Annotated in this window: 27 protein-coding genes; all 27 read right to left on the bottom strand. The window is 69.0% G+C overall.

From position 1 onward, the window contains the following. Nucleotides 1–17: 17 nt before the first annotated feature. On the bottom strand, nt 18–1,316 hold the full coding sequence (nuoF, locus tag MAA8898_RS04580) for an NADH-quinone oxidoreductase subunit NuoF (RefSeq protein WP_094019790.1): 1,299 nt from the start codon (nt 1,314–1,316) through the stop codon (nt 18–20). A 3-nt stretch (nt 1,317–1,319) separates the two neighbouring features. Continuing rightward, a complete protein-coding gene (locus tag MAA8898_RS04585; RefSeq protein ID WP_094019791.1) occupies nt 1,320–1,538 on the bottom strand; it encodes a DUF5337 domain-containing protein in 219 nt (72 codons plus the stop codon). Between the two features lie 12 nt (nt 1,539–1,550). Continuing rightward, nucleotides 1,551–2,429, bottom strand: coding sequence for a helix-hairpin-helix domain-containing protein (locus MAA8898_RS04590; RefSeq protein ID WP_141194791.1), 879 nt, complete (start codon nt 2,427–2,429; stop codon nt 1,551–1,553). 190 nt (nt 2,430–2,619) lie between these two features. Then, the gene (locus tag MAA8898_RS04595; protein ID WP_094019793.1) at nt 2,620–3,306 is read right to left on the bottom strand and encodes a helix-hairpin-helix domain-containing protein; all 687 of its coding nucleotides are present in this window, start codon (nt 3,304–3,306) and stop codon (nt 2,620–2,622) included. A 101-nt stretch (nt 3,307–3,407) separates the two neighbouring features. Continuing rightward, nucleotides 3,408–4,451: an NADH-quinone oxidoreductase subunit NuoE gene (gene nuoE, locus MAA8898_RS04600; protein WP_094019794.1), complete on the bottom strand. Its 1,044-nt coding sequence runs from the start codon at nt 4,449–4,451 to the stop codon at nt 3,408–3,410. 91 nt (nt 4,452–4,542) lie between these two features. Beyond that, entirely contained in the window at nt 4,543–4,860 is a 318-nt protein-coding gene (locus MAA8898_RS04605) for a hypothetical protein (protein WP_094019795.1), read from the bottom strand. A 51-nt stretch (nt 4,861–4,911) separates the two neighbouring features. Then, entirely contained in the window at nt 4,912–5,478 is a 567-nt protein-coding gene (locus MAA8898_RS04610; RefSeq protein ID WP_141194792.1) for a hypothetical protein, read from the bottom strand. A gap of 11 nt (nt 5,479–5,489) precedes the next feature. Beyond that, nucleotides 5,490–5,744 (bottom strand): hypothetical protein, encoded by a 255-nt coding sequence (locus MAA8898_RS04615; RefSeq protein ID WP_094019797.1) that lies wholly within the window; start codon nt 5,742–5,744, stop codon nt 5,490–5,492. Then, on the bottom strand, nt 5,741–6,973 hold the full coding sequence (locus tag MAA8898_RS04620) for an NADH-quinone oxidoreductase subunit D (protein ID WP_094019798.1): 1,233 nt from the start codon (nt 6,971–6,973) through the stop codon (nt 5,741–5,743). Before MAA8898_RS04620 ends, MAA8898_RS04615 begins: the two co-directional genes overlap by 4 nt. A gap of 9 nt (nt 6,974–6,982) precedes the next feature. After that, nucleotides 6,983–7,162: a hypothetical protein gene (locus MAA8898_RS04625; RefSeq protein ID WP_094019799.1), complete on the bottom strand. Its 180-nt coding sequence runs from the start codon at nt 7,160–7,162 to the stop codon at nt 6,983–6,985. After that, a complete protein-coding gene (locus tag MAA8898_RS04630; protein WP_094019800.1) occupies nt 7,153–7,473 on the bottom strand; it encodes a hypothetical protein in 321 nt (106 codons plus the stop codon). Before MAA8898_RS04630 ends, MAA8898_RS04625 begins: the two co-directional genes overlap by 10 nt. Nucleotides 7,474–7,507: 34 nt before the next feature. Continuing rightward, entirely contained in the window at nt 7,508–8,113 is a 606-nt protein-coding gene (locus MAA8898_RS04635) for an NADH-quinone oxidoreductase subunit C (protein WP_094019801.1), read from the bottom strand. Nucleotides 8,114–8,123: 10 nt separating this feature from the next. Continuing rightward, nucleotides 8,124–8,657, bottom strand: a complete 534-nt coding sequence (locus MAA8898_RS04640) for a NuoB/complex I 20 kDa subunit family protein (protein ID WP_094019802.1) — start codon at nt 8,655–8,657, stop codon at nt 8,124–8,126. A 131-nt stretch (nt 8,658–8,788) separates the two neighbouring features. Next, nucleotides 8,789–9,154, bottom strand: a complete 366-nt coding sequence (locus MAA8898_RS04645) for an NADH-quinone oxidoreductase subunit A (RefSeq protein WP_094019803.1) — start codon at nt 9,152–9,154, stop codon at nt 8,789–8,791. A 261-nt stretch (nt 9,155–9,415) separates the two neighbouring features. Beyond that, the gene (locus MAA8898_RS04650) at nt 9,416–9,796 is read right to left on the bottom strand and encodes a hypothetical protein (RefSeq protein WP_094019804.1); all 381 of its coding nucleotides are present in this window, start codon (nt 9,794–9,796) and stop codon (nt 9,416–9,418) included. A 9-nt stretch (nt 9,797–9,805) separates the two neighbouring features. Beyond that, nucleotides 9,806–10,582, bottom strand: coding sequence for a crotonase/enoyl-CoA hydratase family protein (locus MAA8898_RS04655; RefSeq protein ID WP_094019805.1), 777 nt, complete (start codon nt 10,580–10,582; stop codon nt 9,806–9,808). Between the two features lie 8 nt (nt 10,583–10,590). Continuing rightward, a complete protein-coding gene (locus tag MAA8898_RS04660) occupies nt 10,591–11,205 on the bottom strand; it encodes a class I SAM-dependent methyltransferase (RefSeq protein WP_094019806.1) in 615 nt (204 codons plus the stop codon). Continuing rightward, nucleotides 11,202–12,059, bottom strand: coding sequence for a hydroxymethylglutaryl-CoA lyase (locus tag MAA8898_RS04665; RefSeq protein ID WP_094019807.1), 858 nt, complete (start codon nt 12,057–12,059; stop codon nt 11,202–11,204). The genes MAA8898_RS04660 and MAA8898_RS04665 overlap by 4 nt, the downstream gene beginning before the upstream one ends. A 64-nt stretch (nt 12,060–12,123) precedes the next feature. Next, entirely contained in the window at nt 12,124–12,792 is a 669-nt protein-coding gene (locus MAA8898_RS04670; protein WP_094019808.1) for a glutathione S-transferase family protein, read from the bottom strand. Continuing rightward, nucleotides 12,789–14,738 carry an ATP-binding protein gene (locus MAA8898_RS04675; protein WP_094019809.1) on the bottom strand — a complete coding sequence of 650 codons (1,950 nt, stop codon included), beginning with the start codon at nt 14,736–14,738 and terminating at the stop codon, nt 12,789–12,791. The genes MAA8898_RS04670 and MAA8898_RS04675 overlap by 4 nt, the downstream gene beginning before the upstream one ends. Before the next feature lie 108 nt (nt 14,739–14,846). Further along, a complete protein-coding gene (locus MAA8898_RS04680; protein WP_094019810.1) occupies nt 14,847–15,335 on the bottom strand; it encodes a macro domain-containing protein in 489 nt (162 codons plus the stop codon). A 141-nt stretch (nt 15,336–15,476) separates the two neighbouring features. Then, on the bottom strand, nt 15,477–17,075 hold the full coding sequence (locus MAA8898_RS04685) for a carboxyl transferase domain-containing protein (protein WP_094019811.1): 1,599 nt from the start codon (nt 17,073–17,075) through the stop codon (nt 15,477–15,479). A 40-nt stretch (nt 17,076–17,115) separates the two neighbouring features. Then, nucleotides 17,116–17,712: a hypothetical protein gene (locus MAA8898_RS04690; RefSeq protein ID WP_094019812.1), complete on the bottom strand. Its 597-nt coding sequence runs from the start codon at nt 17,710–17,712 to the stop codon at nt 17,116–17,118. After that, nucleotides 17,709–18,515, bottom strand: coding sequence for an EcsC family protein (locus MAA8898_RS04695; RefSeq protein ID WP_094019813.1), 807 nt, complete (start codon nt 18,513–18,515; stop codon nt 17,709–17,711). The genes MAA8898_RS04690 and MAA8898_RS04695 overlap by 4 nt, the downstream gene beginning before the upstream one ends. Beyond that, nucleotides 18,512–20,065 carry an AMP-binding protein gene (locus tag MAA8898_RS04700; RefSeq protein WP_094019814.1) on the bottom strand — a complete coding sequence of 518 codons (1,554 nt, stop codon included), beginning with the start codon at nt 20,063–20,065 and terminating at the stop codon, nt 18,512–18,514. Before MAA8898_RS04700 ends, MAA8898_RS04695 begins: the two co-directional genes overlap by 4 nt. After that, nucleotides 20,065–20,553: a lysozyme inhibitor LprI family protein gene (locus tag MAA8898_RS04705; RefSeq protein WP_094019815.1), complete on the bottom strand. Its 489-nt coding sequence runs from the start codon at nt 20,551–20,553 to the stop codon at nt 20,065–20,067. Before MAA8898_RS04705 ends, MAA8898_RS04700 begins: the two co-directional genes overlap by 1 nt. After that, nucleotides 20,550–20,864, bottom strand: coding sequence for a hypothetical protein (locus MAA8898_RS04710; protein WP_094019816.1), 315 nt, complete (start codon nt 20,862–20,864; stop codon nt 20,550–20,552). Before MAA8898_RS04710 ends, MAA8898_RS04705 begins: the two co-directional genes overlap by 4 nt. Nucleotides 20,865–20,868 lie beyond the last annotated feature (4 nt).

Raw genomic sequence — 20,868 nt, forward strand, 5'->3', positions numbered from 1 at the left:
ACAGACCCCGCACCGGATCACTCCGCGGCGACCGCGCTCACCCGCCCGGTCTTCTGCGCCTTGATGCGGTCCTCGATCTCGTCGCGGAAGTTGCGGATCAGGCCCTGGATCGGCCAGGCCGCGGCATCCCCCAGCGCGCAGATGGTGTGGCCCTCGACCTGCTTGGTCACGTCCCACAGCATGTCGATCTCCTCGGGGTCGGCATTGCCCTGCACCAGGCGTTCCATCACCCGCATCATCCAGCCGGTGCCTTCGCGGCAGGGCGTGCACTGGCCGCAGCTCTCGTGCTTGTAGAACTTGGCCAGCCGCCAGATCGCCTTGATGATGTCGGTCTGCTTGTCCATCACGATGACCGCCGCGGTGCCCAGGCCCGAGCCCAGTTCGCCGCGCAGGTAGTCGAAATCCATGATCGCATCGCGCATCTTCTCTCCGCGCACGCAGGGCACGGACGATCCGCCGGGAATCACCGCCTTGAGGTTGTCCCAGCCGCCACGGATGCCGCCGCAATGCTTTTCGATCAACTCTTCGAAGGAGATCGACATGGCCTCTTCGACAACGCAGGGGGTGTTGACGTGGCCGGAGATGGCGAACAGCTTGGTGCCCTTGTTGTTGTCGCGGCCAAAGCCCGAGAACCACTCCGCCCCGCGGCGCAGGATCGTCGGCACGACGGCGATGGATTCGACGTTGTTCACCGTGGTCGGGCAGCCGTAGAGGCCCGCGCCGGCCGGGAACGGCGGCTTCATCCGGGGCATGCCCTTCTTGCCTTCGAGCGATTCCAGCAGCGCGGTTTCCTCGCCACAGATGTAGGCGCCGGCGCCGTGGTGCAGGAACAGCTCGAAGTCCCAGCCGCTGCCGGCGGCATTCTTGCCCAGCAGGCCCGCGTCATAGGCCTCGTCGATGGCGTTCTGGAGCGCCTCTTTCTCGCGGATGTATTCGCCGCGGATGTAGATGTAGCAGGCGTGCGCCTGCATCGCGAAGCTGGCGATCAGGCAGCCCTCGATCAGCGTGTGCGGATCGTGGCGCATGATCTCGCGGTCCTTGCAGGTGCCCGGCTCGGATTCGTCGGCGTTCACCACCAGATAGGCAGGGCGGCCATCCGATTCCTTGGGCATGAAAGACCACTTCAGGCCGGTCGGGAAACCTGCCCCGCCGCGTCCGCGCAGGCCCGAGGCCTTCATCTCTTCGATGATCCAGTCCCGGCCCTTGGCGATGATGTCCCTGGTTCCGTCCCAATGGCCGCGCGCCTTCGCCCCCGCGAGGGTGCGGTCGTGCATGCCGTAGAGGTTGGTAAAGATCCGGTCCTTGTCCTGCAGCATCTCTCAATCCTTGTCTTTCGGGCGGTCCCGCCAGAGTCCGTATACCAGCCACAGCGCCCAGACAAAGCCCCCAAGTGCGGCAAGGTCAAAGAGCGCGTGCAGGCGCTGGCTGATCCCCAGCGCCATGCCGATGGCATTTGCCGCAACCCAGCCGAGGCCGGTTCCGGCGATCACCAGCGCGGCCACACGGCCGCGCCGGCTGAAGTCCTGTCTGCCCGGCACCGGTGCCGCGGCTTATTTCGCCAGACCGGCGGCCTGCGCCACCCAGCCATTGCGCGAGGCGCGCCCGGGCACGCCCGGCAGGTTTTCGTCGGCCCAGGCGACATTGGCGTCGGTCCAGGCGGCGATCTGGGCGTAGGTGTAGATGCCTTCGGCGTTCAGCGCCTCGGCCAGCTTGGGGCCGACACCGTCGAGCACGGTCAGGTCATCGGGCTTGGCCGGTGCCGCGATGGCCTTGGGCTTGGCCATGGCGGGGGCGGCTTCGGCCTTGGGGGCCGCTGCGGCTTCGGCGGCCTTCTCGACCTTCGGCGCAGGCGTGGCTTCGGCCTTGGCGGCCGGGGCGGCCTCGGCGACCTTCGCGGCCGGCGCAGGCTCGGCGGGCTTCTCGACCTTCGGCGCGGGCGCGGCTTCGGCCTTGGGGGCCGGTTCGGTCTTTGCAGCGATCGGGGCCGGCGCAGCTTCGGCGGGTTTCTCGGCTTTTGCCACCGGGGCGGCTGCGGGTTTCTCGGCCTTCGCCGCGGGCGCTGCGGCCACCTTCTCGGCCACCGGAGCCGGGGTCGCCACCGGGGCAGCCTTCGCCTTGGGCGCCGGGGTCTCGGCCACTTCGACCGCCTTGGCCTCGATCACCTCGGGCGCGGCGCTCTTTGGCTTCGCGGCGGGCTGGACCACCACGGGCTTGGCGGGCTTGGACTCGGCCGCCTTGGCGGCGACGGTCACGCTGCCCAGCGGCGTGCAGATCGAGGCAAAGCCCCTCGGCAGGCCAGACCAGGGCAGCATGGCCAGCTTCATCATGCCCTGGCTCGTCTCGATGGCGAAACGGGTCTGCATCGCCATCATGCGGACGATCGGGGTGTAGTCCGGGGTCATCGAAAAGATCGGGGTCGTTCTGGTCACGTTCTTGCTCCAATAGACGGGCGCAGGTCACCTGCGCGTGTATCAGCGCCGTTCCTCCCCAACAGTGCCGCGGCCACGCCTCGCATACACCATCACGCTGCGCAAGCCTTGGAAATGTCGCAGTCGCCGCACGCGCGCCGGCGTGACCAAGGACCCGGCAAAGGGTCGCCGAAAACCGCCCGCGCGGCGATCAGGACCCGGTCCCTCCGCCGGCCTTATCCCGGGCAAGGTCCTTCGCCTGGGCCACCCAGGCATCGCGGATCACCCGGCCCTTGAAGCCCTCGAGGTTGGAGTCGACCCAGGCGATCTCGGCCTCGGTCCAGGCGGCGATCTGGTCAAAGCGGTAGATCCCGAGGCTCTTGCACAGCTGTTCCAGCTTGGGACCGATGCCCTTGATCTGCTTGAGGTCGTCGCCGCCATCCTCGGGCGCGGCGTCCAGCATCCTTGGCCGGACCGGCGCGGCCTCCGCCGGGGCGGTGTCCTCGGCAGGCGATTCGGGTGCCGGTTCCGGGGCGGGCTCCGGCACCGGTTCGGCCGCGACCACGGGCTGCGGTTCAGGTGCAGGGTCCGGCTTTGGCGTGGCTGCCAACGGCGCGGCAACAGGAGAGGACGGCGCCGGCCGGGCCACGGGGGCCGCAGCCGCAGGCCTGGCCGACGCGGGCAGCCCGCCGGGCAGCACCGGCCCGGGCAGTTTGGCGCAAAAGATCGTGGAAAACGCCAGCCCCAGCGCCGCCAGGATCACCAGCGACACGAAGATCGCCGATATCACCCGCCAGTCGCCCAGCACGATCAGCAGCACAAAGGCCACAAAGGCGGCCATCGCTGCCATGGTCCAGCTCATCAGGCCGCAGTCTTCCATCTCGGTCTTTTGGGCCATGTCATCCTCCCCCATGCCGCTCCAGGCCGTGTGTGACCACGACTATCGCCGCAAAAGGACGCCAAGGCCAAGGAGACTTTCGCCCAAGCCGTGGATTGCGCTCAGGTCTGCGCCTCGGCCGCCAGTTCGCGCGCCTGCGGGATCCATTCATCGCGCGAAGCGCGGCCCTTGAACCCTTCGAGGTTGGCGTCGACCCAGGCCAGTTCGCGGTCCGTCCAGGCGGCGATCTGGTCAAAGTGGAACACCCCCATGCCGTTCAGCATCTCTTCGAGCTTGGGGCCGATGCCCTTGATCCGCTTGAGATCGTCGGGCGTGCCGTCGCGCGCGGCCTCCAGCGCGGCGGGCTTGTCCGCCTCCGTCGGCTCTGGGGCGGCGTCGTCGGAGGCGGGCGCTGCCTCCTTGGCGGTGGGCGCCGGAGCGGCGGCGCGGCGGCCGGACTGGTCAGTCCAGGGCGCGACCAGCGGCACCTCGGTGCCGTCGATCCGCTTGACCGTGTCGCCGATGTCCTGCGCCAGCTGCGCGCTGGCGTTCAGCTTGATCGAGCCGTTGACGTATTCGGTCAGCGTGGTGATCCCGCCCTTGGGTTCCGAGGCAAAGCGGCCGTTCTGCGGCCCCACCTGCGGCACCTCGCCTTTCGCAAGCGCGTCCAGCAGCGCGCGCAGCCTGTCGGCGGTCAGGTCCTCGTAGTAGTCCTTGCCGATCTGCGCCATCGGCGCGTTCGTGCAGGCGCCAAGGCATTCGACCTCCTCCCACGAGAACTTGCCGTCGGCGGACAGTTTGTGCGGCTTGTCGGCGATCTTTTCGCGGCAGACGGCGATCAGGTCCTCGGCGCCGCAGATCATGCAGGAGGTGGTGCCGCAGATCTGGATATGCGCCACCGATCCGACCGGCTGAAGCTGGAACATGAAGTAGAAGGTCGCCACCTCCAGCGCCCGGATATAGGCCATGTCCAGCATCCCGGCGACGTGCTCGATGGCGGGACGGCTCAGCCAGCCCTCCTGCTCCTGCGCGCGCCACAACAGCGGGATGATGGCGCTGGCCTGGCGGCCCGCCGGGTACTTGGTGATCTGCTCGTTCGCCCAGGCCAGGTTGGCGGGGGTGAAGGCAAAGCTTTCGGGTTGCTCGGAGTGCAGTCGGCGCAGCATGGCTTTCGGCTTTCGGTCTCTCGGCGGGCACCTTGGCGCGGCGCCCGAAGGGTTTCAGTCTGTCATCCTCTCCGGTCTCTGGACCGGCACGTCAACTGGCGGGGGCGGCGGGCGCCTCTGCGGTCTGGGTCTTGGGGGCGCAGGCGCCGGTCAGCAGCCGCACGCCGCCGTTGGACAGCGACACCGCCTGCTTCTGTTCCACCTTGTACTGCGCGATGCTGATCAGCTTTTCGCGCGGCATCCCGGTCTGAAGCTCGACCGGCAGGTAGTCGCTTTCGTCCACCAGGTCGCAGCCGATCGACGCCACCGCCGCGTCGAACACCGCGAGATCCTCTTCGGCCACCCCTTCGGGCAGCACGCAGCCGGCCAGCGGCATCGCGGCAACAAGGGCAAACAGCGTCTTCTTCATCGTCTCTTCCTTACGTCCGGCCACCGCGCGGCGGCCTGTCCAAAGCCCGCGTCAGGGACAGCCCAGCAGGCGCACCCGGCGGTCATCCTCGGCATCGACGACGATCAACCCGGCGTCGATCATCATCTTCAGCGTGTCTTCGCCCTTTTCGCCCACCGCGTCCAGAACGTCCTCGGTCAGCGGTCCGCGATAGCCGGCGTCCTGCGCGGCCTGGCGTGCCAGTTCCATCTGGATCTCGGTCTTGTCGTCGTCCTTGGACAGGGTGCAGCCAAAGGCCTGCAAGGTGCGTTCGACCGCGCCCACCATCGCCACGGGCGGCAGCCTGTCCACCGCCTCGGCAAAGCTCTCCGCGCTCTGCGCGGCCCCGGCGGCGGCCTCGTCCAGTTGCGCCGCGGCCTTGGGCCCAAGGATCGGCAGGCAGGTGTCGAGCACGAGATAGCCATCGTCCGGCCCCTCGCCGACCTCGCAATAAAAGGTCGCGCCGCCGTTCGACAGGATCAGCCCGTCATCCACGGTCCCGCGCACCTCGAAGCCCAGCGATTCGTCGAAGACCGGCAGATCCTGGGCCAGCGCCGGTGCGGCGACCAGGGCCGCCAATGCGATTGCGTAACGTGTCATGCGTGTCTCCCTCATGACCGGCAGGGCGGCACCGCCACCCGCAGGCTGCTGCGATCCTCGGCCACGTTGGCGGCGCACGCGCCGATCTCGAACCGCTCGTCACTGGTATCGAGACCGCTGCGGTAGCCCTGCCCCGCACTGGTGACCGGCACCAAGGTGTCGGTCAGGCCGATCACCGCGTAGGGCGCATCGGGGGCCAGCACGGGCAGCGGTTCCGCGAAGGCGGGCCATGCTGCCAGGGCAAGGAAGGCCCCCGTCCCTCTCACCTGTCGATCTCCCCGAACACGACGTCCATCGTGCCGATGATCGCCGCCACGTCGGCCAGCTGGTGGCCGCTGGCGATGTGGTCCATCGCCTGGAGGTGCGGATAGCCCGGCGCGCGCAGCTTGGCGCGGTAGGGCTTGTTGCTGCCGTCCGCCACCAGGTAGACGCCGAATTCGCCCTTGGGTGCCTCGACCGCGGCGTAAACCTCGCCGGCGGGCACGTGGAAGCCTTCGGTGTACAGCTTGAAGTGGTGGATCAGCGCTTCCATCGAACGCTTCATCTCGCCGCGCGACGGCGGGGTGATCTTGCCCCGGGCCAGGATGTCGCCCTGCCCTTCGGGCGCGCGCAGCTTCTCGATCGCCTGGTGGATGATCTTCAGGCTCTCGCGCATCTCGGCCATGCGGCAGAGGTAGCGGTCATAGCAGTCGCCGTTCTTGCCCACCGGGATCATGAAGTCGAACTCGTCGTAGCACTCGTAGGGCTGCGACCGGCGCAGGTCCCAGGCAAGGCCGGAGCCGCGCACCATGACGCCCGAGAAGGCCCACTCGTTGATCTCTTCCTCGGTGACGACACCGATGTCGCAGTTGCGCTGCTTGAAGATGCGGTTTTCCGTCAGCAGACCGTCGAGGTCGTCCAGCAGGCGCGGGAACTCATGCGCCCACTGCTCGATGTCGTCGATCAGCGCCGGCGGCAGGTCCTGGTGGACGCCGCCGGGGCGGAAATAGGCCGCGTGCAGCCGCGCGCCGCAGGCCCGCTCGTAGAACACCATCAGCTTTTCGCGTTCCTCGAAGCCCCAGAGCGGCGGCGTCAGCGCGCCCACGTCCATGGCCTGCGTGGTCACGTTCAGCAGGTGATTCAGGATGCGGCCGATTTCCGAATACAGCACCCGGATCAGCGAGGCGCGGCGCGGCACCTGCACGCCGGTCAGCTTTTCGATGGCCAGGCACCAGGCATGTTCCTGGTTCATCGGCGCGACGTAGTCCAGCCGGTCGAAATACGGCAGGTTCTGGAGATAGGTCCGCGATTCCATCAGCTTTTCAGTGCCGCGGTGCAGCAGGCCGATATGGGGATCGCACCGTTCCACAATCTCGCCATCCAGTTCCAGCACCAGGCGCAGCACGCCATGGGCCGCCGGGTGCTGGGGCCCGAAGTTGATGTTGAAATTGCGGATTTTCTGTTCGCCCTGCAGCGCGTCCACGCTGCCGTCGTCAAATTTTGATCCGTCCATCATTTCATTCCCTCAGAATACCGCCCGGACAAGCGCATCAAGCGCCCCGCCGACAAGCCCCAGACCGACAAACACCGCGGAAAACGCCGCCAACTCCCGGTATTGCAACATCGAAATTGGCGGCTTTGGCATCGCCATAACATCGCCCGCGACTGCGACCCGTGTACGCATTTCTTGACCTGTCATGGCCATATCCGAGCCTCCGGGCCAAAAACCGCGCCGAGCGCGGCCCCAAGCATGGCAATGCCCGAAAAGACCACACCCGCGACAATGGCAACGCCAACAAGCCAGCTTGTGTTCCTGTCTGACATGCCGCCAGAGGCAAAGGCCATCTGGACCACATAAGCGACCGCAACGATGATCGCCACAAAGACCACGCTGATCAGGATGCCGACCGCACCGCCCCAAAACGCACCAGCAAGGCCGGGCAAGGCCAGAACGGCCAGAATACCCGTGCCACCAATGCGCTTTTTCAAGCGGATGGGGATGCGGGCACCGCTCATGCGCGCGTCGCCTTGAGGGTCGCGTTGGCGGGCACTATTTCGCCCCTTCCTTTTCATCCCCGGGCAGCACGTATTGCGCGCCTTCCCAGGGGGACATGAAATCGAACTGCCGGTATTCCTGCACCAGGCTCACCGGCTCATACACGACGCGCTTCTGCTCTTCGTCGTAGCGCACTTCGGTATACCCCGTGGTCGGAAAATCCTTGCGCAGCGGGTAACCGCGAAAGCCGTAGTCCGTCAGGATGCGGCGCAGGTCCGGGTGGCCAGAAAACAGGATCCCGAACATGTCGAAGACCTCGCGCTCGAACCAGTTGGCGCTGGGATGCACGGTCACGACCGACGGCACCATCTCATCCTCGCGGATGCTGACGCGCAGGCGGATGCGGTGGTTCTGGTACATCGAGAGGAAGTGGTAGACCACGTCGAACCGCTTGGGCCGTTGCGGGTAGTCCACGGCAGTGATGTCGATCAGCGTGGAAAAGCGGCAGGTTGCGTCGTTCTTGAGGAACTCCACGAAGCCGCGGATGTTCGAGGGCGCGACGTCGATGTTCAGCTCGCCGTGGGTGACGTCCCAGCCCAGCACGCAGTCGGGGCGCTTGAGCTCGATGTGCGTGCCAAGTTCGTTCAGGGCTTCGGTCATCTCACTCTCCTCAGCGGACCAGCGTGCCGGTGCGGCGGATCTTCTTCTGCAGCGCCATGATGCCGTAGACCAGCGCCTCGGCCGTCGGCGGACAGCCGGGCACGTAGACGTCCACCGGCACGATGCGGTCACAGCCGCGCACGACGCTGTACGAATAGTGGTAATAGCCGCCGCCGTTGGCGCAGGACCCCATCGAGATCACATAGCGCGGCTCGGGCATCTGGTCGTAGACCTTGCGCAGCGCCGGGGCCATCTTGTTGGTCAGCGTGCCGGCGACGATCATCAGGTCGGACTGGCGCGGGCTGGCGCGCGGCGCGGTGCCGAAACGTTCGAGGTCGTAGCGCGGCATCGAGGCATGCATCATCTCGACCGCGCAGCAGGCCAAGCCAAAGGTCATCCAGTGCAACGACCCGGTGCGCGCCCAGTTGATGATGTCCTCGGTGGAGGTCAGCAGAAAGCCCTTGTCCTGCAACTCCCGGTTCAGCACCTGCGTGGCGTGCTCCCGGTCGGGACCGGCGTCATTCGCAGCAACCGTGAAACTCATGTCGACCCTCTCTCGATACCGCGCCCCGACCGCACCCCGGTATGGCGGGGCGGTCCGACGCGGACGTCATCCAAAATCCAGTCGGGCCGGCGCGCCGCCAGCCCTGCCGCCCGGAACAGCCGCTGTGCGGCTCACTCCCATTCCAGCGCGCCCTTCTTCCATTCGTAGGCAAAGCCGATGGTCAGCACGCCAAGGAAGACCATCATCGACCAGAAAGCCACGTCCGACACGTCCTTGAACGCCACCGCCCAGGGGAACAGGAAGGCGATCTCGAGGTCGAAGATGATGAACAGGATCGACACCAGGTAGAACCGCACGTCGAACTTCATCCGCGCGTCGTCAAAGGCGTTGAACCCGCATTCGTAGGCCGAGACCTTTTCCGGGTCCGGGTTGCGCACCGCGATCACCACGGCGGCCAGGATCAGGACAAGGCCGAGACCGATGGCAATGGCCAGAAAGACGAGGATGGGAAGGTATTCCCGCAGCATCTCTTCCAAGACGAGGCTCCTTCAGGATCGGGCGCGAGGGCGCTTGGCAAAGAGACCCTTATCGCCGCGCCCCGGCAGGGTCAACAAGTGCCGAAAGCATTCAAAACCCAGCGAATAATCGCGTTTTGCAGGCGCAGAACGGATTTTCCTTTGTACACAATGGGATGCTGCCCGATGCGTTGGACCTGTCGTGAATCCCCGCGCCCAAGCGTCGCGCCCCATCCCCTTGGCACCACGCGGGTTTCCCGCGCCGGGACTCGACCTGCCGCCTCAGCGCAGCGTGACGATCATCACGTAGCCCGCCAGCCCCGCCATCACCAGCGTCACCGGGAACCAGACCGCCCGTTCGGGCCGGGACGGGGTGATGCCGTTCAGGATGCAGGTCAGCACGCTCACCCCCAGTGCCAGCCAGCCGGTCCAGCGCGGCCAGTCCAGCCCGGGAAAGCCCGCGGCCGCCAGGATCGCCAGGCCCTGAAACAGCAGCACCGGGATCGAGATTGCCGCCACCAGCCGCCCTGACAGGGGCAGCGCGCCCTTGTGCCGCCCGCCTTGCGTCCATTCGCCCAGCGGAGCGCCGCCGATCAGCGCCAGCTGGAAAAAGATCACCGCCAGGCAGGCGGTCGCATACAGGTGGGCAATCTGAATCAGCATCCGTCCGGCTCAGGCCCAGGGCGCCGGCCGCTTGTCGAAGAAGGCGGCGATGCCGTCGCGCGCCTCGTCGGTTTCCCAGCGGTCGGCCAGCGCGTCGATCGCACCCTCCACGTCCCCGGCGGAGACCTCGCCGCCCAGCCGCCGCAGCAGCGCCTTGGCGTCGCGCACCGCCCCCGGCGCGCAGGCCAGCGTGCGGGCCACCTCTTCCTCGATGGCCGCGTCCAGCGCAGCGGCGGGCACGACCCGGTTCACCAGCCCCAGCCGCAGCGCCTCACCCGCGTCGAAGAGGCGCGCGTTCATGAAGACCTCGGCGGCATTGCGCGCGCCCATCCGGTGGACAACATAAGGCCCGATGTTGGCCGGGATCAGCCCCAGCTTGACCTCGGTCAAACCCAGCCTGATCCCCTCGGCCGCGATCACCTGGTCGCAGACCGCCATCAACCCCAGACCGCCGCCAAAGGCATTGCCCTGCACCTTGCCCAGCAGAGGCTGCGGCAGCGCGTAGAGCGCCCCCAGCGCCCGGGCGATGCGCGCCGATTCCACCCGCCGGGTGTGCCGGTCCATGGCGAATTGCTCGCGCATCCAGGCGAGGTCCCCCCCGGCGCAAAAGCTGGCCCCGGCGGCCGACAGCACCACCACCCGCACCGACGGCTCCCGCGCCAGCGCCTCGGCGACGCCTTGCAGTTCCGACATCATCTGCGCCGACAGGGCGTTGTGCTTGTCCGCCCGGCTCAGCACGATCTCCGCCAGGCCGCGCCCGTCGCGCCGCACCTCGATGTAGTCCATGTCTGTCCTCATTTGTCGTCCACCCGTCGCAACAGGCTGATCTGAAAGGCCTGTTCGCGCCCCGAGGGTGTCACATGCACATGACGCTGCGCCGCCTCCAGCCGCAGCCCCTGCCCCAGTTCCGCCGCCAGCGCCTCGGGCGCATAGCGCACCACCGGCAGGCCGGAACAGCGCTCCGGCCCGTCCTCGGCAAAGGTGGCGATCACCGCCGCCCCGCCGATCCGCAGCCCGGTCCGGAGGGCTGCGGCATAGGCAACCCGGTCCTCCGGCGCGGTCAGGAAATGGAACACCGCCCGGTCGTGCCACAGGTCAAAGGGCAGCGCCGCGCGCCAGCGGGTGATGTCCGCCGCCACCCAGGCGATCTGCGCCGCCCCCTCGCCCAGCCGCGCCTGCGCGATCTCCAGCGCCGCCTGCGAGATGTCCAGCACCGTCACGTCCCAGCCCAGCCCCCGCAGGTGCCCGGCCAGCCGCGACGCGCCGCCGCCCACGTCGATCGCCCGCCCCGGCGCCAGACCGGCCCGTACGATCATCGCCAATGAGACCTCGGGCTCCGCCTCGAACCAGCTCACCCCCGCCTCACCGCCGGCGTAGGCCGCCTGCCAGTGGTCCTGCCGGTCGGTCATGGCGTCCCCCGCATCGCCCGCGCCATCAGCGCCCCGCGCATCAGGACATCGCGGTCAAGCCCAGTCTCGTAACCCCGCGCGACGACGAAATCATGCACCTGTTCGGTCGCCACGTTGCCCGCTGCACCCGGCGCATACGGGCAGCCGCCCAGCCCTCCCACCGCCGCGTCAAAGACCCTCAGACCGCGCGCCAAAGCCACCGCGACATTCTCCAGCGCGTGTCCCGCCGTGTCATGGAAATGCCCCGCCAGCCGCTCCGCCGGCATCTCCTGCAAGACCGCCTCCAGCATGGCGTCCACCGCCTCGGGCACGCCGCGGCCGATGGTGTCGCCCAGCGAGACCTCGTAACAGCCCATGTCCCGCAGCGCCGCCACCACCCGCGCCACGGCCCCCGGCGCCACCGCCCCGTCATAGGGGCATTCGACCACGCAGGAGACATAGCCGCGCACCGGCACCCCGGCGTCCCGCGCCGCCTCGGCCACCGGGACGAAACGCGCCAGCCCCTCGTCGACCGAGGCGTTGATGTTGGCGCGCGAAAACCCTTCCGAGGCCGCGCCAAATACCGCCACCTCGTCCGCCTGTGCCGCCAGCGCGCGCTCCAGCCCCTTCAGGTTCGGCGTCAGCGCGGCATAGGACACCCCCGGCGCACGGGTGATCCCGGCCAGCACCTCGCCGGAATCGGCCATCTGCGGCACCCACTTCGGGCTGACGAAAGAGGCGCATTCGATCCGCCGGAACCCCGCCCCCGACAACAGGTCCACCAGCGCGATCTTTTCCGCCGTCGGGATCAGCCGCGCCTCGTTCTGCAAGCCGTCCCTCGGCCCGACCTCAAAGATCTCGACCCGTTCCGCCATGTGCCCCTCCCCCTGCTTCTTCTCTGTCCAAATACCCCAAAAACGCCGCCCCCGGCGGTGTCCCTCAGCTCTCCGGCACGGGGTAGAAGTCGCGGTCGTAGAACCGCTGCGCGCCCTCGCGCGCCACCGCGCGGGCATAGGCGGGCCGCGCCTCGATCCGCGCCTTGTAGGCCTGCAACTCCGGGAAAGGATCCAGCTTCACGTAATAGGGGACAGCGAATAGGTTGAACCCCATCATCACGTCCGCCGACGAGAACCCGCCCGGCAGCAGCCAGTCGCGCCCGCCCAGCCGCGCCTCCATCCCGGCCAGCGCCTGGCGCAGCCGCGCCACCGTCAGCTTGACAACGATGGGCGACGGTTTCGCCGGCGGCCGCAGAAAGACCATCTGCAGGTTCAGGTTCTCGATCAGGCTGGCCTGCGTCTCGGCGTAGTGAATCCATTGCAGGTAGGCGGGCCGCTCCGGGTGGTCGGGCGTGCGGCCCAACTCGGGCGCGCAGCGCTCGGTCAGGTGCTCGACGATCGCACCGGACTCGGCCATCTCCAGCCCGTCCCATTCGATCGCCGGGATCCGCACCGCCGGAGAGACGCGCGGCAGGTCACTCTCACGCATGGCCGGGGTGCCGATGCGATGCTCGATGACCTCGAGCCCGCCGAACCGCTCGATACCGATTTCTTCCAGCAGCCAGAGCACCCGGAACGAGCGGCCGTACTGCACGTGATGCAGCCGGATCATGCCGCCGTCTCCTCTGTCTCTTCCAGCCGCACCAGCGGCGCGCCGGCCTCCACCTGATCGCCCTCGCGCACCAGCACCTCGGCGATGGTGCCGTCGCGGGCCGCCACCATGGTGTGCTCCATCTTCATCGCCTCCAGCACGGCCAGCCGGTCGCCCGCCAGCACCGCTTGCCCGGCGTGGACATGGACCGAGACCACCCGCCCCGGCATCGGCGCCAGCGTCAGCGCCGCCCCCGCCGTGGCCCCGTCAGAGCGCACCAGCGGATCGGGAACGGTAAAGCCCACGCCGAAATCGGCAAAGACCGTCACCCGGCCCGGCGAGACATGCACGCCGCCGCCCGGCGCACCGTCAAAGGTCCAGCCCGCCGCGCCGCGCCGCGCCGCGATCTCCTGCCCCTCGACCCGCACCCGCGCCCTGCCCGGCCCCTGCATGGCGACCGCGACGTCGCGCCTCTCGCCGCCATGCTCCAGCACGACCGAACGCCAGGCCGGCGCCCAGAGCGCAAAGCCGGTCTCCCATCCCGTCGCGTCCAGCAGGCACAGCGCACCCAGCGCCGCCTCGGCCCAGACCTGCGGCCGCACCTCCGTAGAGGGCACCAGCGCGGTCATGTCGCGCGCGATCAGCCCGGTGTCCACCTCGCCGCGTGCGAACCCGGCGTGCTCCGCCAGCGCACCCAGAAAGGCGAGGTTGGTCACCGTGCCCGCGACCCGCGTGCGCCGCAGCCCGGCGGCCAGCCGCCGCAGCGCCACCGCGCGCGACGGCCCGTGCACCACCAGCTTGGCGATCATCGGGTCGTAATGCGGGCTGATGACATCACCCGCGCGCACGCCGGTCTCGGCCCGCATGCCTTCGGGAAAGGCCAGTTCGGCCAGCGTCCCGGTCGCGGGCAGGAATCCGGCGGGCACGTCCTCGGCATAGAGCCGCGCCTCGAAGGCGTGGCCGGTGATCCTCAGGTCCTCTTGCCGGGCGGGCAGCGGCTCTCCGGCGGCGACGCGGATCTGCCATTCCACCAGGTCGACGCCGCAAATCTCCTCGGACACCGGGTGTTCCACCTGCAACCGCGTGTTCATCTCCATGAACCAGAAACCGTCCGTCCGCAGCCCGTCCGAGCCGTCGACGATGAACTCGATGGTGCCTGCGCCCTTGTAGCCGATCGCCTCGGCGGCGCGCACCGCGGCCGCCCCCATGGCTTCGCGCATCTCGGCGGTCATGCCGGGCGCGGGCGCCTCCTCGATCACCTTCTGGTGGCGACGCTGGAGTGAACAGTCGCGTTCGAACAGGTGCACCGCGCGGCTACCGTCTCCGAACACCTGCACCTCGATGTGCCGGGGCCGCTGGATGTAACGTTCCAGCAGCACCGCGTCGTTGCCAAAGGCGGTGCGCGCCTCGGCGCGGGCGCGCTCCAGCGCGTCGATGAACTGCTCGGGCGCCTCGACCAGCCGCATCCCCTTGCCACCGCCGCCGGCGACGGCCTTGATCAGCACGGGATAACCGATGCGATGCGCCTCGACCTCCAGGTGCCCGGGGTCCTGGTCTTCGCCCAGGTAGCCCGGCACCACCGGCACGCCGGCCTCCTGCATCAACCGCTTGGCCGCGTCCTTCAGCCCCATCTTGCGGATCGCCTGCGCCGAGGGCCCGATGAAGACCAGCCCGGCCGCCTCCACCTCCTGCACGAAGTCGGGGTTCTCCGATAGAAAGCCGTAACCCGGGTGGATCGCCTGGCAGCCGGTGGCCAGCGCCGCCGAAATGATGCGGTCGCCGCGCAGGTAGCTTTGCGCCGGGGCGGCCCCGCCGATGTGGACTGCCTCGTCGGCCAGCGCCACGTGCAACGCCTGCGCGTCCGCGTCCGAATGCACCGCCACCGTGCCGATGCCCATCGCCTTGGCCGTGCGGATCACCCGGCAGGCGATCTCGCCCCGGTTCGCAATCAGGATCCTGTCAAACATCGCCATGTCCCCCGCCCACGCCAAGGCGTGTGTGTTTCGTTGTATCCGCAGGAAAGAAACCGTGGTCCCGCCATCGCGCGCCCGGGCCAGGGCCCGCGGCGTGGCGGGTCAACGGTGTTGCACCGCCGCCCTCAGGTGCCGTTCCGTCACCGAGTTGTCCGCGACCAGGATCACCCGCAGCGCGCTGGTGCTGACCACCCCTGCCGCGATCTGCGCCGCCTGCTCGCGCGGAAAGCCGAACAATCCGGTCGAGATCGCCGGAAAGGCGACCGACTCGCAGCCCGCTTCCTCGGCCAGCCGCAGACACTCGGAATAGCAGCGTTTCAGCAGCTTGGCCTCGTGGTGCGTGCCGCCTTTCCAGACCGGGCCCACCGTGTGGATCACGTAGCGCGCCGGCAGGTCGTGTCCGAGCGTCAGCTTGGCCTCGCCCACCTCGCAGCCACCCAGGCGGCGGCAGGCTTCGCGCAGTCCGGCGCCGCCGGCCTTCAGCAGGGTGTCGTCGGGGCTGCCGGCCTGGGTCAGCGAGCGGTTGCCCGCATGGACGACCGCGTCGACCTCCAACCGGGCCAGGTCCGCTTGCCGGATTTCGACACTCATATGCTCTCCCTTCGCGCCCCCCCCGCCCGATCATGGGGCGGGTACACGCAAAAGGTGAGTCCCCCATCGGCATGTCAGCCGATTCTTGCCGACTCCACTGCGGACGACGGCGTATGGCCAAGGCTCCCACGACGCCCCCCGTCACATGCGGAACACGCCAAAGCGTGTCTCCTCGATGGGCGCGTTCAGCCCGGCGCGCAGGGACAGGGCCAGCACCGCGCGGGTCTTGCGCGGGTCCATCACGCCATCGTCCCAGAGCCGTGCGCTGGCATAGAGCGGGTGCGACTGGCGCTCGAACATCTCCAGCGTCGGGCGCTTGAACGCGGCCTCTTCCTCGGCCGTCCACTGCCCGCCGGCGCGCTCGATCGCGTCGCGCTTCACCGTGGCCAAGACACCCGCCGCCTGCGGCCCGCCCATGACCGAAATGCGGCTGTTGGGCCAGGACCACAGGAACCGCGGCTGGTAGGCGCGCCCCGCCATGCCGTAGTTGCCCGCGCCGAACGATCCGCCCACCAGCACCGTCACCTTGGGCACCGAGGTGGTGGCCACGGCGGTCACCATCTTGGCGCCGTGGCGGGCGATGCCCTCGTTCTCGTACTTGCGGCCGACCATGAAGCCGGTGATGTTCTGGAGGAAGATCAATGGGATGCGCCGCTGCGAACACAGTTCCACGAAATGCGCGCCCTTCTGCGCGCTCTCGCTGAACAGCACGCCATTGTTGGCGACGATGCCCACGTCCATGCCCTCGATCCGGGCAAAGCCGCAGACCAGTGTCTCGCCAAAACGCGGCTTGAACTCGTCGAAATACGAGCCGTCGACCGTGCGCGCGATCACCTCGCGGATGTCGTAGGGGGTGCGCAGGTCGGCCGGGACCACGCCCAGCAGTTCCTCGGGGTCATAGGCAGGCGCCTCGCCCGTAGGGTGGGTTTTCAACCCACCACCCCCAAGGCTGTCCACGGCGCGACGCGCCAGCGCCAGCGCATGCGCGTCGTCCTCGGCCAGGTAATCCGCCACGCCCGACAGCCGGGTGTGCACGTCGCCGCCGCCCAGGTCCTCGGCGCTGACCACCTCGCCGGTCGCGGCCTTGACCAGCGGCGGCCCGGCGAGGAAAATCGTCCCCTGCTCACGCACGATGATCGACACGTCCGACATGGCCGGCACATAGGCGCCGCCCGCCGTGCAGGACCCCATCACCACGGCGATCTGCGCGATGCCCTTGGCGCTCATCCGCGCCTGGTTGTAGAAGATCCGTCCAAAGTGGTCGCGGTCGGGAAAGACCTCGTCCTGGTTGGGCAGGTTGGCGCCACCCGAGTCCACCAGGTAGATGCAGGGCAGCCGGTTTTCCTCGGCGATCTCCTGTGCGCGCAGGTGTTTCTTGACCGTCATCGGGTAGTATGTGCCGCCTTTCACGGTGGCATCGTTGCAGACCACCATGACCTGCCGCCCCTCCACCAGGCCGATGCCGGCGATCACTCCCGCGCAGGGCGCCGCGCCGTCGTACATGCCATGCGCCGCCGTCAGGCCCACCTCGAGGAAGGGCGAGCCCGGGTCCAGCAGGTTGGCCACCCGATCACGCGGCAGCATCTTGCCGCGCGACAGGTGCCGGTCGCGCGCCTTGTCGCCGCCGCCCGCCATGGCCAGCGCGGCGGCCTCTTCGATCTCGGCCAGCGCGGCCAGGTGTGCGGCGCGGTTGGCGGCAAAGGTCTCGCTGCCGGTCAGCGCCTGTGAGTGCAGTTTCATCGCCCCGTTTCCTTGTCCGTGGGCCGTGTGTCCGGCCCGCTCATGGTTTCAGCCCGTCGGGCCGCGCCTTTGGCCGCGTCGGCGGCGGCGGTACGGCCCAGCCCGCCACTGTGGCCGGTTCGGCCAGGTCCAGGTAGCGCGCCGCCTGCCAGGCCAGGATCGCCGTCTCGACCGCCCCGCCCGCCTCGCGCGTTTCGCACCAGGCCTGCAAGGCCTCGGACTGCCCGTCACAATCCGGACCCGCCGAGATGCCCTGCGACAGCACATAGGCGCGGCGAAAGACCTGCCCGGCAAAGCCGCCGTCGGTCACCGTCTCGGGTGCGGGCAGCGCGGCCAGGATCGCCGCCTTGAGCGCCTCCTGTTCCGCCGTCAGCGCGCGCTGACAGTCCAAAGGCGCCTCGGAGCGGTCGCAGCGCACGATGCCGATGGTGCCGCAAAACTCGGTCTCGCGCATGTCGCCGATGTCGAAGTCCTGTTCCGTTTCAGGACGTTCGCGCAGATTTTCAAGGTCCTGCTCATAGCGCGCCACGACCACCGCCATGCAGCTGGCGAAATCGGGCAGCGGCTCGGGCTCCGGTTCGGTCTGGGCCAGCACGGGCAGCGCGGCCAGGGCCGCCAGCAGGGCGATCGGTCTCATGCCCGGTCCCCCTCCACGTCCGGCGGAGCCAGCAGCCGCCGGTGCATCAGCCAGCGCATCCGGTAGGCATAGCGCGCCGCGCGGCTCACATCGGTCTGGAAGCTGGCGTTGACCACCGCCGCCACCGCGCCGCCGATCACCGGCACCACCTGCGCCGCCTTGCGGCTGCCCAGCGACACGCCGGCCTGCCGCAGGATGCGCTCCACCACCTTTTCGGTCACCCATTCGCCGCCCTTGTCCAGCGCCATGCGGCCAACCGGGTTTTCCAACACGCGGGCCATCTGCGACAGCGCGCCCAGCGACTCGTGCCGCGCCTGGTCGGCATGGGACGAGGCGAGTTCCAGCACCAGCAGGCGATAGGCGCGTTCGTCCTCGGTGTCGGCGACAAAGCCGAAGGCGGCCCCCGTCGCCCGCACGTTACGCGCCGCCATGGCAAAGGTCGCGGGGATGTCCGCCGTCAGGCCGGCGACGCCGAACCATCCCGCCGCGCCGCCGGTCGCGGCGTTGGTGCCCGCCGCCCAGGCCTGCACGCGCACCGCCGCCGCCTCGCAGGCGGCGATGTCGTGGATGTCGTGCGAGGTGATCTCGGCGGGGATCGTCAGCCCCGCCGCGCGGTCCGCCAGCGCCAGCCCGCGCCGCATCAGCCAAGGCGGTATCGCCCGCGCCATGGCGTTGCCCACGGGCCGCGTCACCCTCTCCGCGCCCTGGCCCAGCAGGGTCTGGCGGCGCTGTTCATAGGCGCGTTGCGCGTCCAGCGCGCGGCGCACGGCTTCCGAGGGGATGATGGGATCGTCGGACGTCATTCCAGTCCCTCCCGCGCCGCCAGCGCCTTCAACTCCTTGCGGATCACCTTGCCGGTGACGGTCATCGGCAGGGCCTCGACGAAACTGATTTCCCTTGGGTAGGAATAGCTTGCCAGCCGTCCTTTCACCCAGTCCTGAAGCGCCTCGGCGCTGATTTCGACGCCGGGCCGGGTGACAACGTAGGCCTTGACGATCTCGGTGCGCAGGGCGTCGGGTTTGCCCACCACGCCCACCGTCGCCACCGCCGGATGGGTCAGCAGGCAATCCTCGATCTCGGCCGGGCCGATGCGGTAGCCGGCAGAGGTGATCACGTCATCCTCGCGGCCCACGAAGCGGATGAAGCCGTCCTCGATCACGCCCCGATCGCCGGTGATCAGCCAGTCGCCGCGGAATTTCTCCGCCGTGGCCTCGGGGCGGCGCCAGTATTCCAGCATCATCGAGGCACAGCCCCGCCGCACCGCGATGTCGCCTTCGCCCTCGGTGGGTACACCCTCCGCGTCCACCACCGCCACGTCGAACCCCGGCACCGCGCGGCCCAGGCAGCCGGGGCGCGGGGCAAACAGGGTGCCGCAGGAGCTGGCCACCATGTTGCACTCGGTCTGGCCGTAGAACTCGTTGACCGTCACGCCAAAGGCCTCGCGCCCCCAGGCCAGCATCTCGGCGCCCAGCGGCTCGCCCCCGCTGGCGACCGAGCGCAGGCCCGGCACCACGGCGCCCTCCGCCTTCAGCATCCGCAGGGCGGTCGGCGGGAAAAACACATTCCTGACAGCGCCTTCGGAGACGATCCTCAGGCAATCCTCGACGTCGAATCGGCGCATCCGCGCGGCCACCACCGGCACCCCCAGCGCCAGCCCCGGCATCAGCACGTCGAACAGCCCGCCGATCCAGGCCCAGTCCGCCGGGGTCCACAGCACGTCGCCGCGCGTGCCGAGGAAATCGTGGCTCACCTCGACCCCCGGCAGGTGGCCGGTCAGGATGCGGTGGCCGTGCAGCGCGCCTTTGGGCTTGCCCGTGGTGCCCGAGGTGTAGATCAGCACCGCCGCCTCCTCCGGCCCCGTGGCCACCCCGGCGCGCGAGGCCAGCCAGGGCGACGGCAGGTCCGACCCCCTGAGCACCGCGCAATCGAAGGGGCGCAGCATCCCGGCGCCCTCCTCGTCCGTGACCACCACCTTGCAGCCCGAATCCTCCAGCCGCGACCGCAGCGCATCCTCGCGGAACAGCATGAACAGCGGCACGGAAATCGCCCCGATCCGCCAGGCGGCGATGTGTGCGGCGGCGCAGAGCGGCGACTGCGACAGCAGCACGCCCACCCGGTCGCCGCGCAGAACGCCGCGCGCGATCAGGCCCGCCTCGACCCGCCGCGACAGCTCCCACAACTGGCGGTAGGTAACGTTGCGGCGATGCCCGCGCGACAGGTCGATGATGGCCAGGCGGTCCGGTTCCACCGCCGCCCAGCCGTCACAGACCTGGTGCGCCAGGTTGAGGTCCGACGGCAGGTCCCAGCGGAACCGGGCGCAGAGCGCCTCGTATGTCGGAGCGCGGCGCAGCATCAGCCCGGTGTCACCATGCTCTCGAGATACCAGGTCTGTTCAGCCGTCACGCGCAGCTGGCAGGCGGCCTCGGCCGGGCCGCCGCCGGTACCACCGCCCCAGAAGCTGCGCTCGTAGGCGCAGGTGGTGTCGCGGAAGGTGATCCAGGCGCGCTGCATCTCGCGCAGCGCCGCCTCCATCGAGGGACCAAAGCCCGCGTTGTCCTTGTCGACCTGCTTGGCATGGCGCAGGGCAAAACCGTAGGAGGTGTTCAGCCGTGCGTCCCACCAGTCCAGTTCGCGGTAGTTGCAGCCCGACACGGCCACGGTGGCATAGCCGCCCGGCGTGTCGTTGATGCAGGCTTCGGCCGACAGGCCGATGCAGTCGCGGAAATCGGCACCGGACGCGAGGCAGGATTCGGTCGCGCGCGGCGAAAAGACCAGCTCCTGCGCGGCGGCGGGCGCGGCGACCATGGCCCCAAGGACCAGGGAAAGGGCAAGGATTTTCATATGTTCGGCTCCAATATCGTGCTGTTGCCGCCGTCCGGGTCGGCAGGGCGCACCAGCCGCCCCAGTCGGTCCAGCCGGTAGACCCGCCGATCCTGCCCCGTCCCGCAGCGGATCACCAGCCACACCTGCACCCCCGGCACCGCCGTGCAATCCGCCTGCGCTGCTCCGGTCTCGTCCATGTAGCGCGCGGCCCAGGTCTCGATCGCGTCGGATTCGGTCAGGTTGGCGACCCGCCAGCCGTGCCGGTAGCCCAGCACCGCCGCCACCAGCAGCAGCCCGGCCAGCGGAGTGAACCACAGCCAGCGCGGCACCTCA

Source organism: Antarctobacter aquimaris (assembly GCF_900184945.1).
Classification (GTDB): Bacteria; Pseudomonadota; Alphaproteobacteria; order Rhodobacterales; family Rhodobacteraceae; genus Maliponia; species Maliponia aquimaris.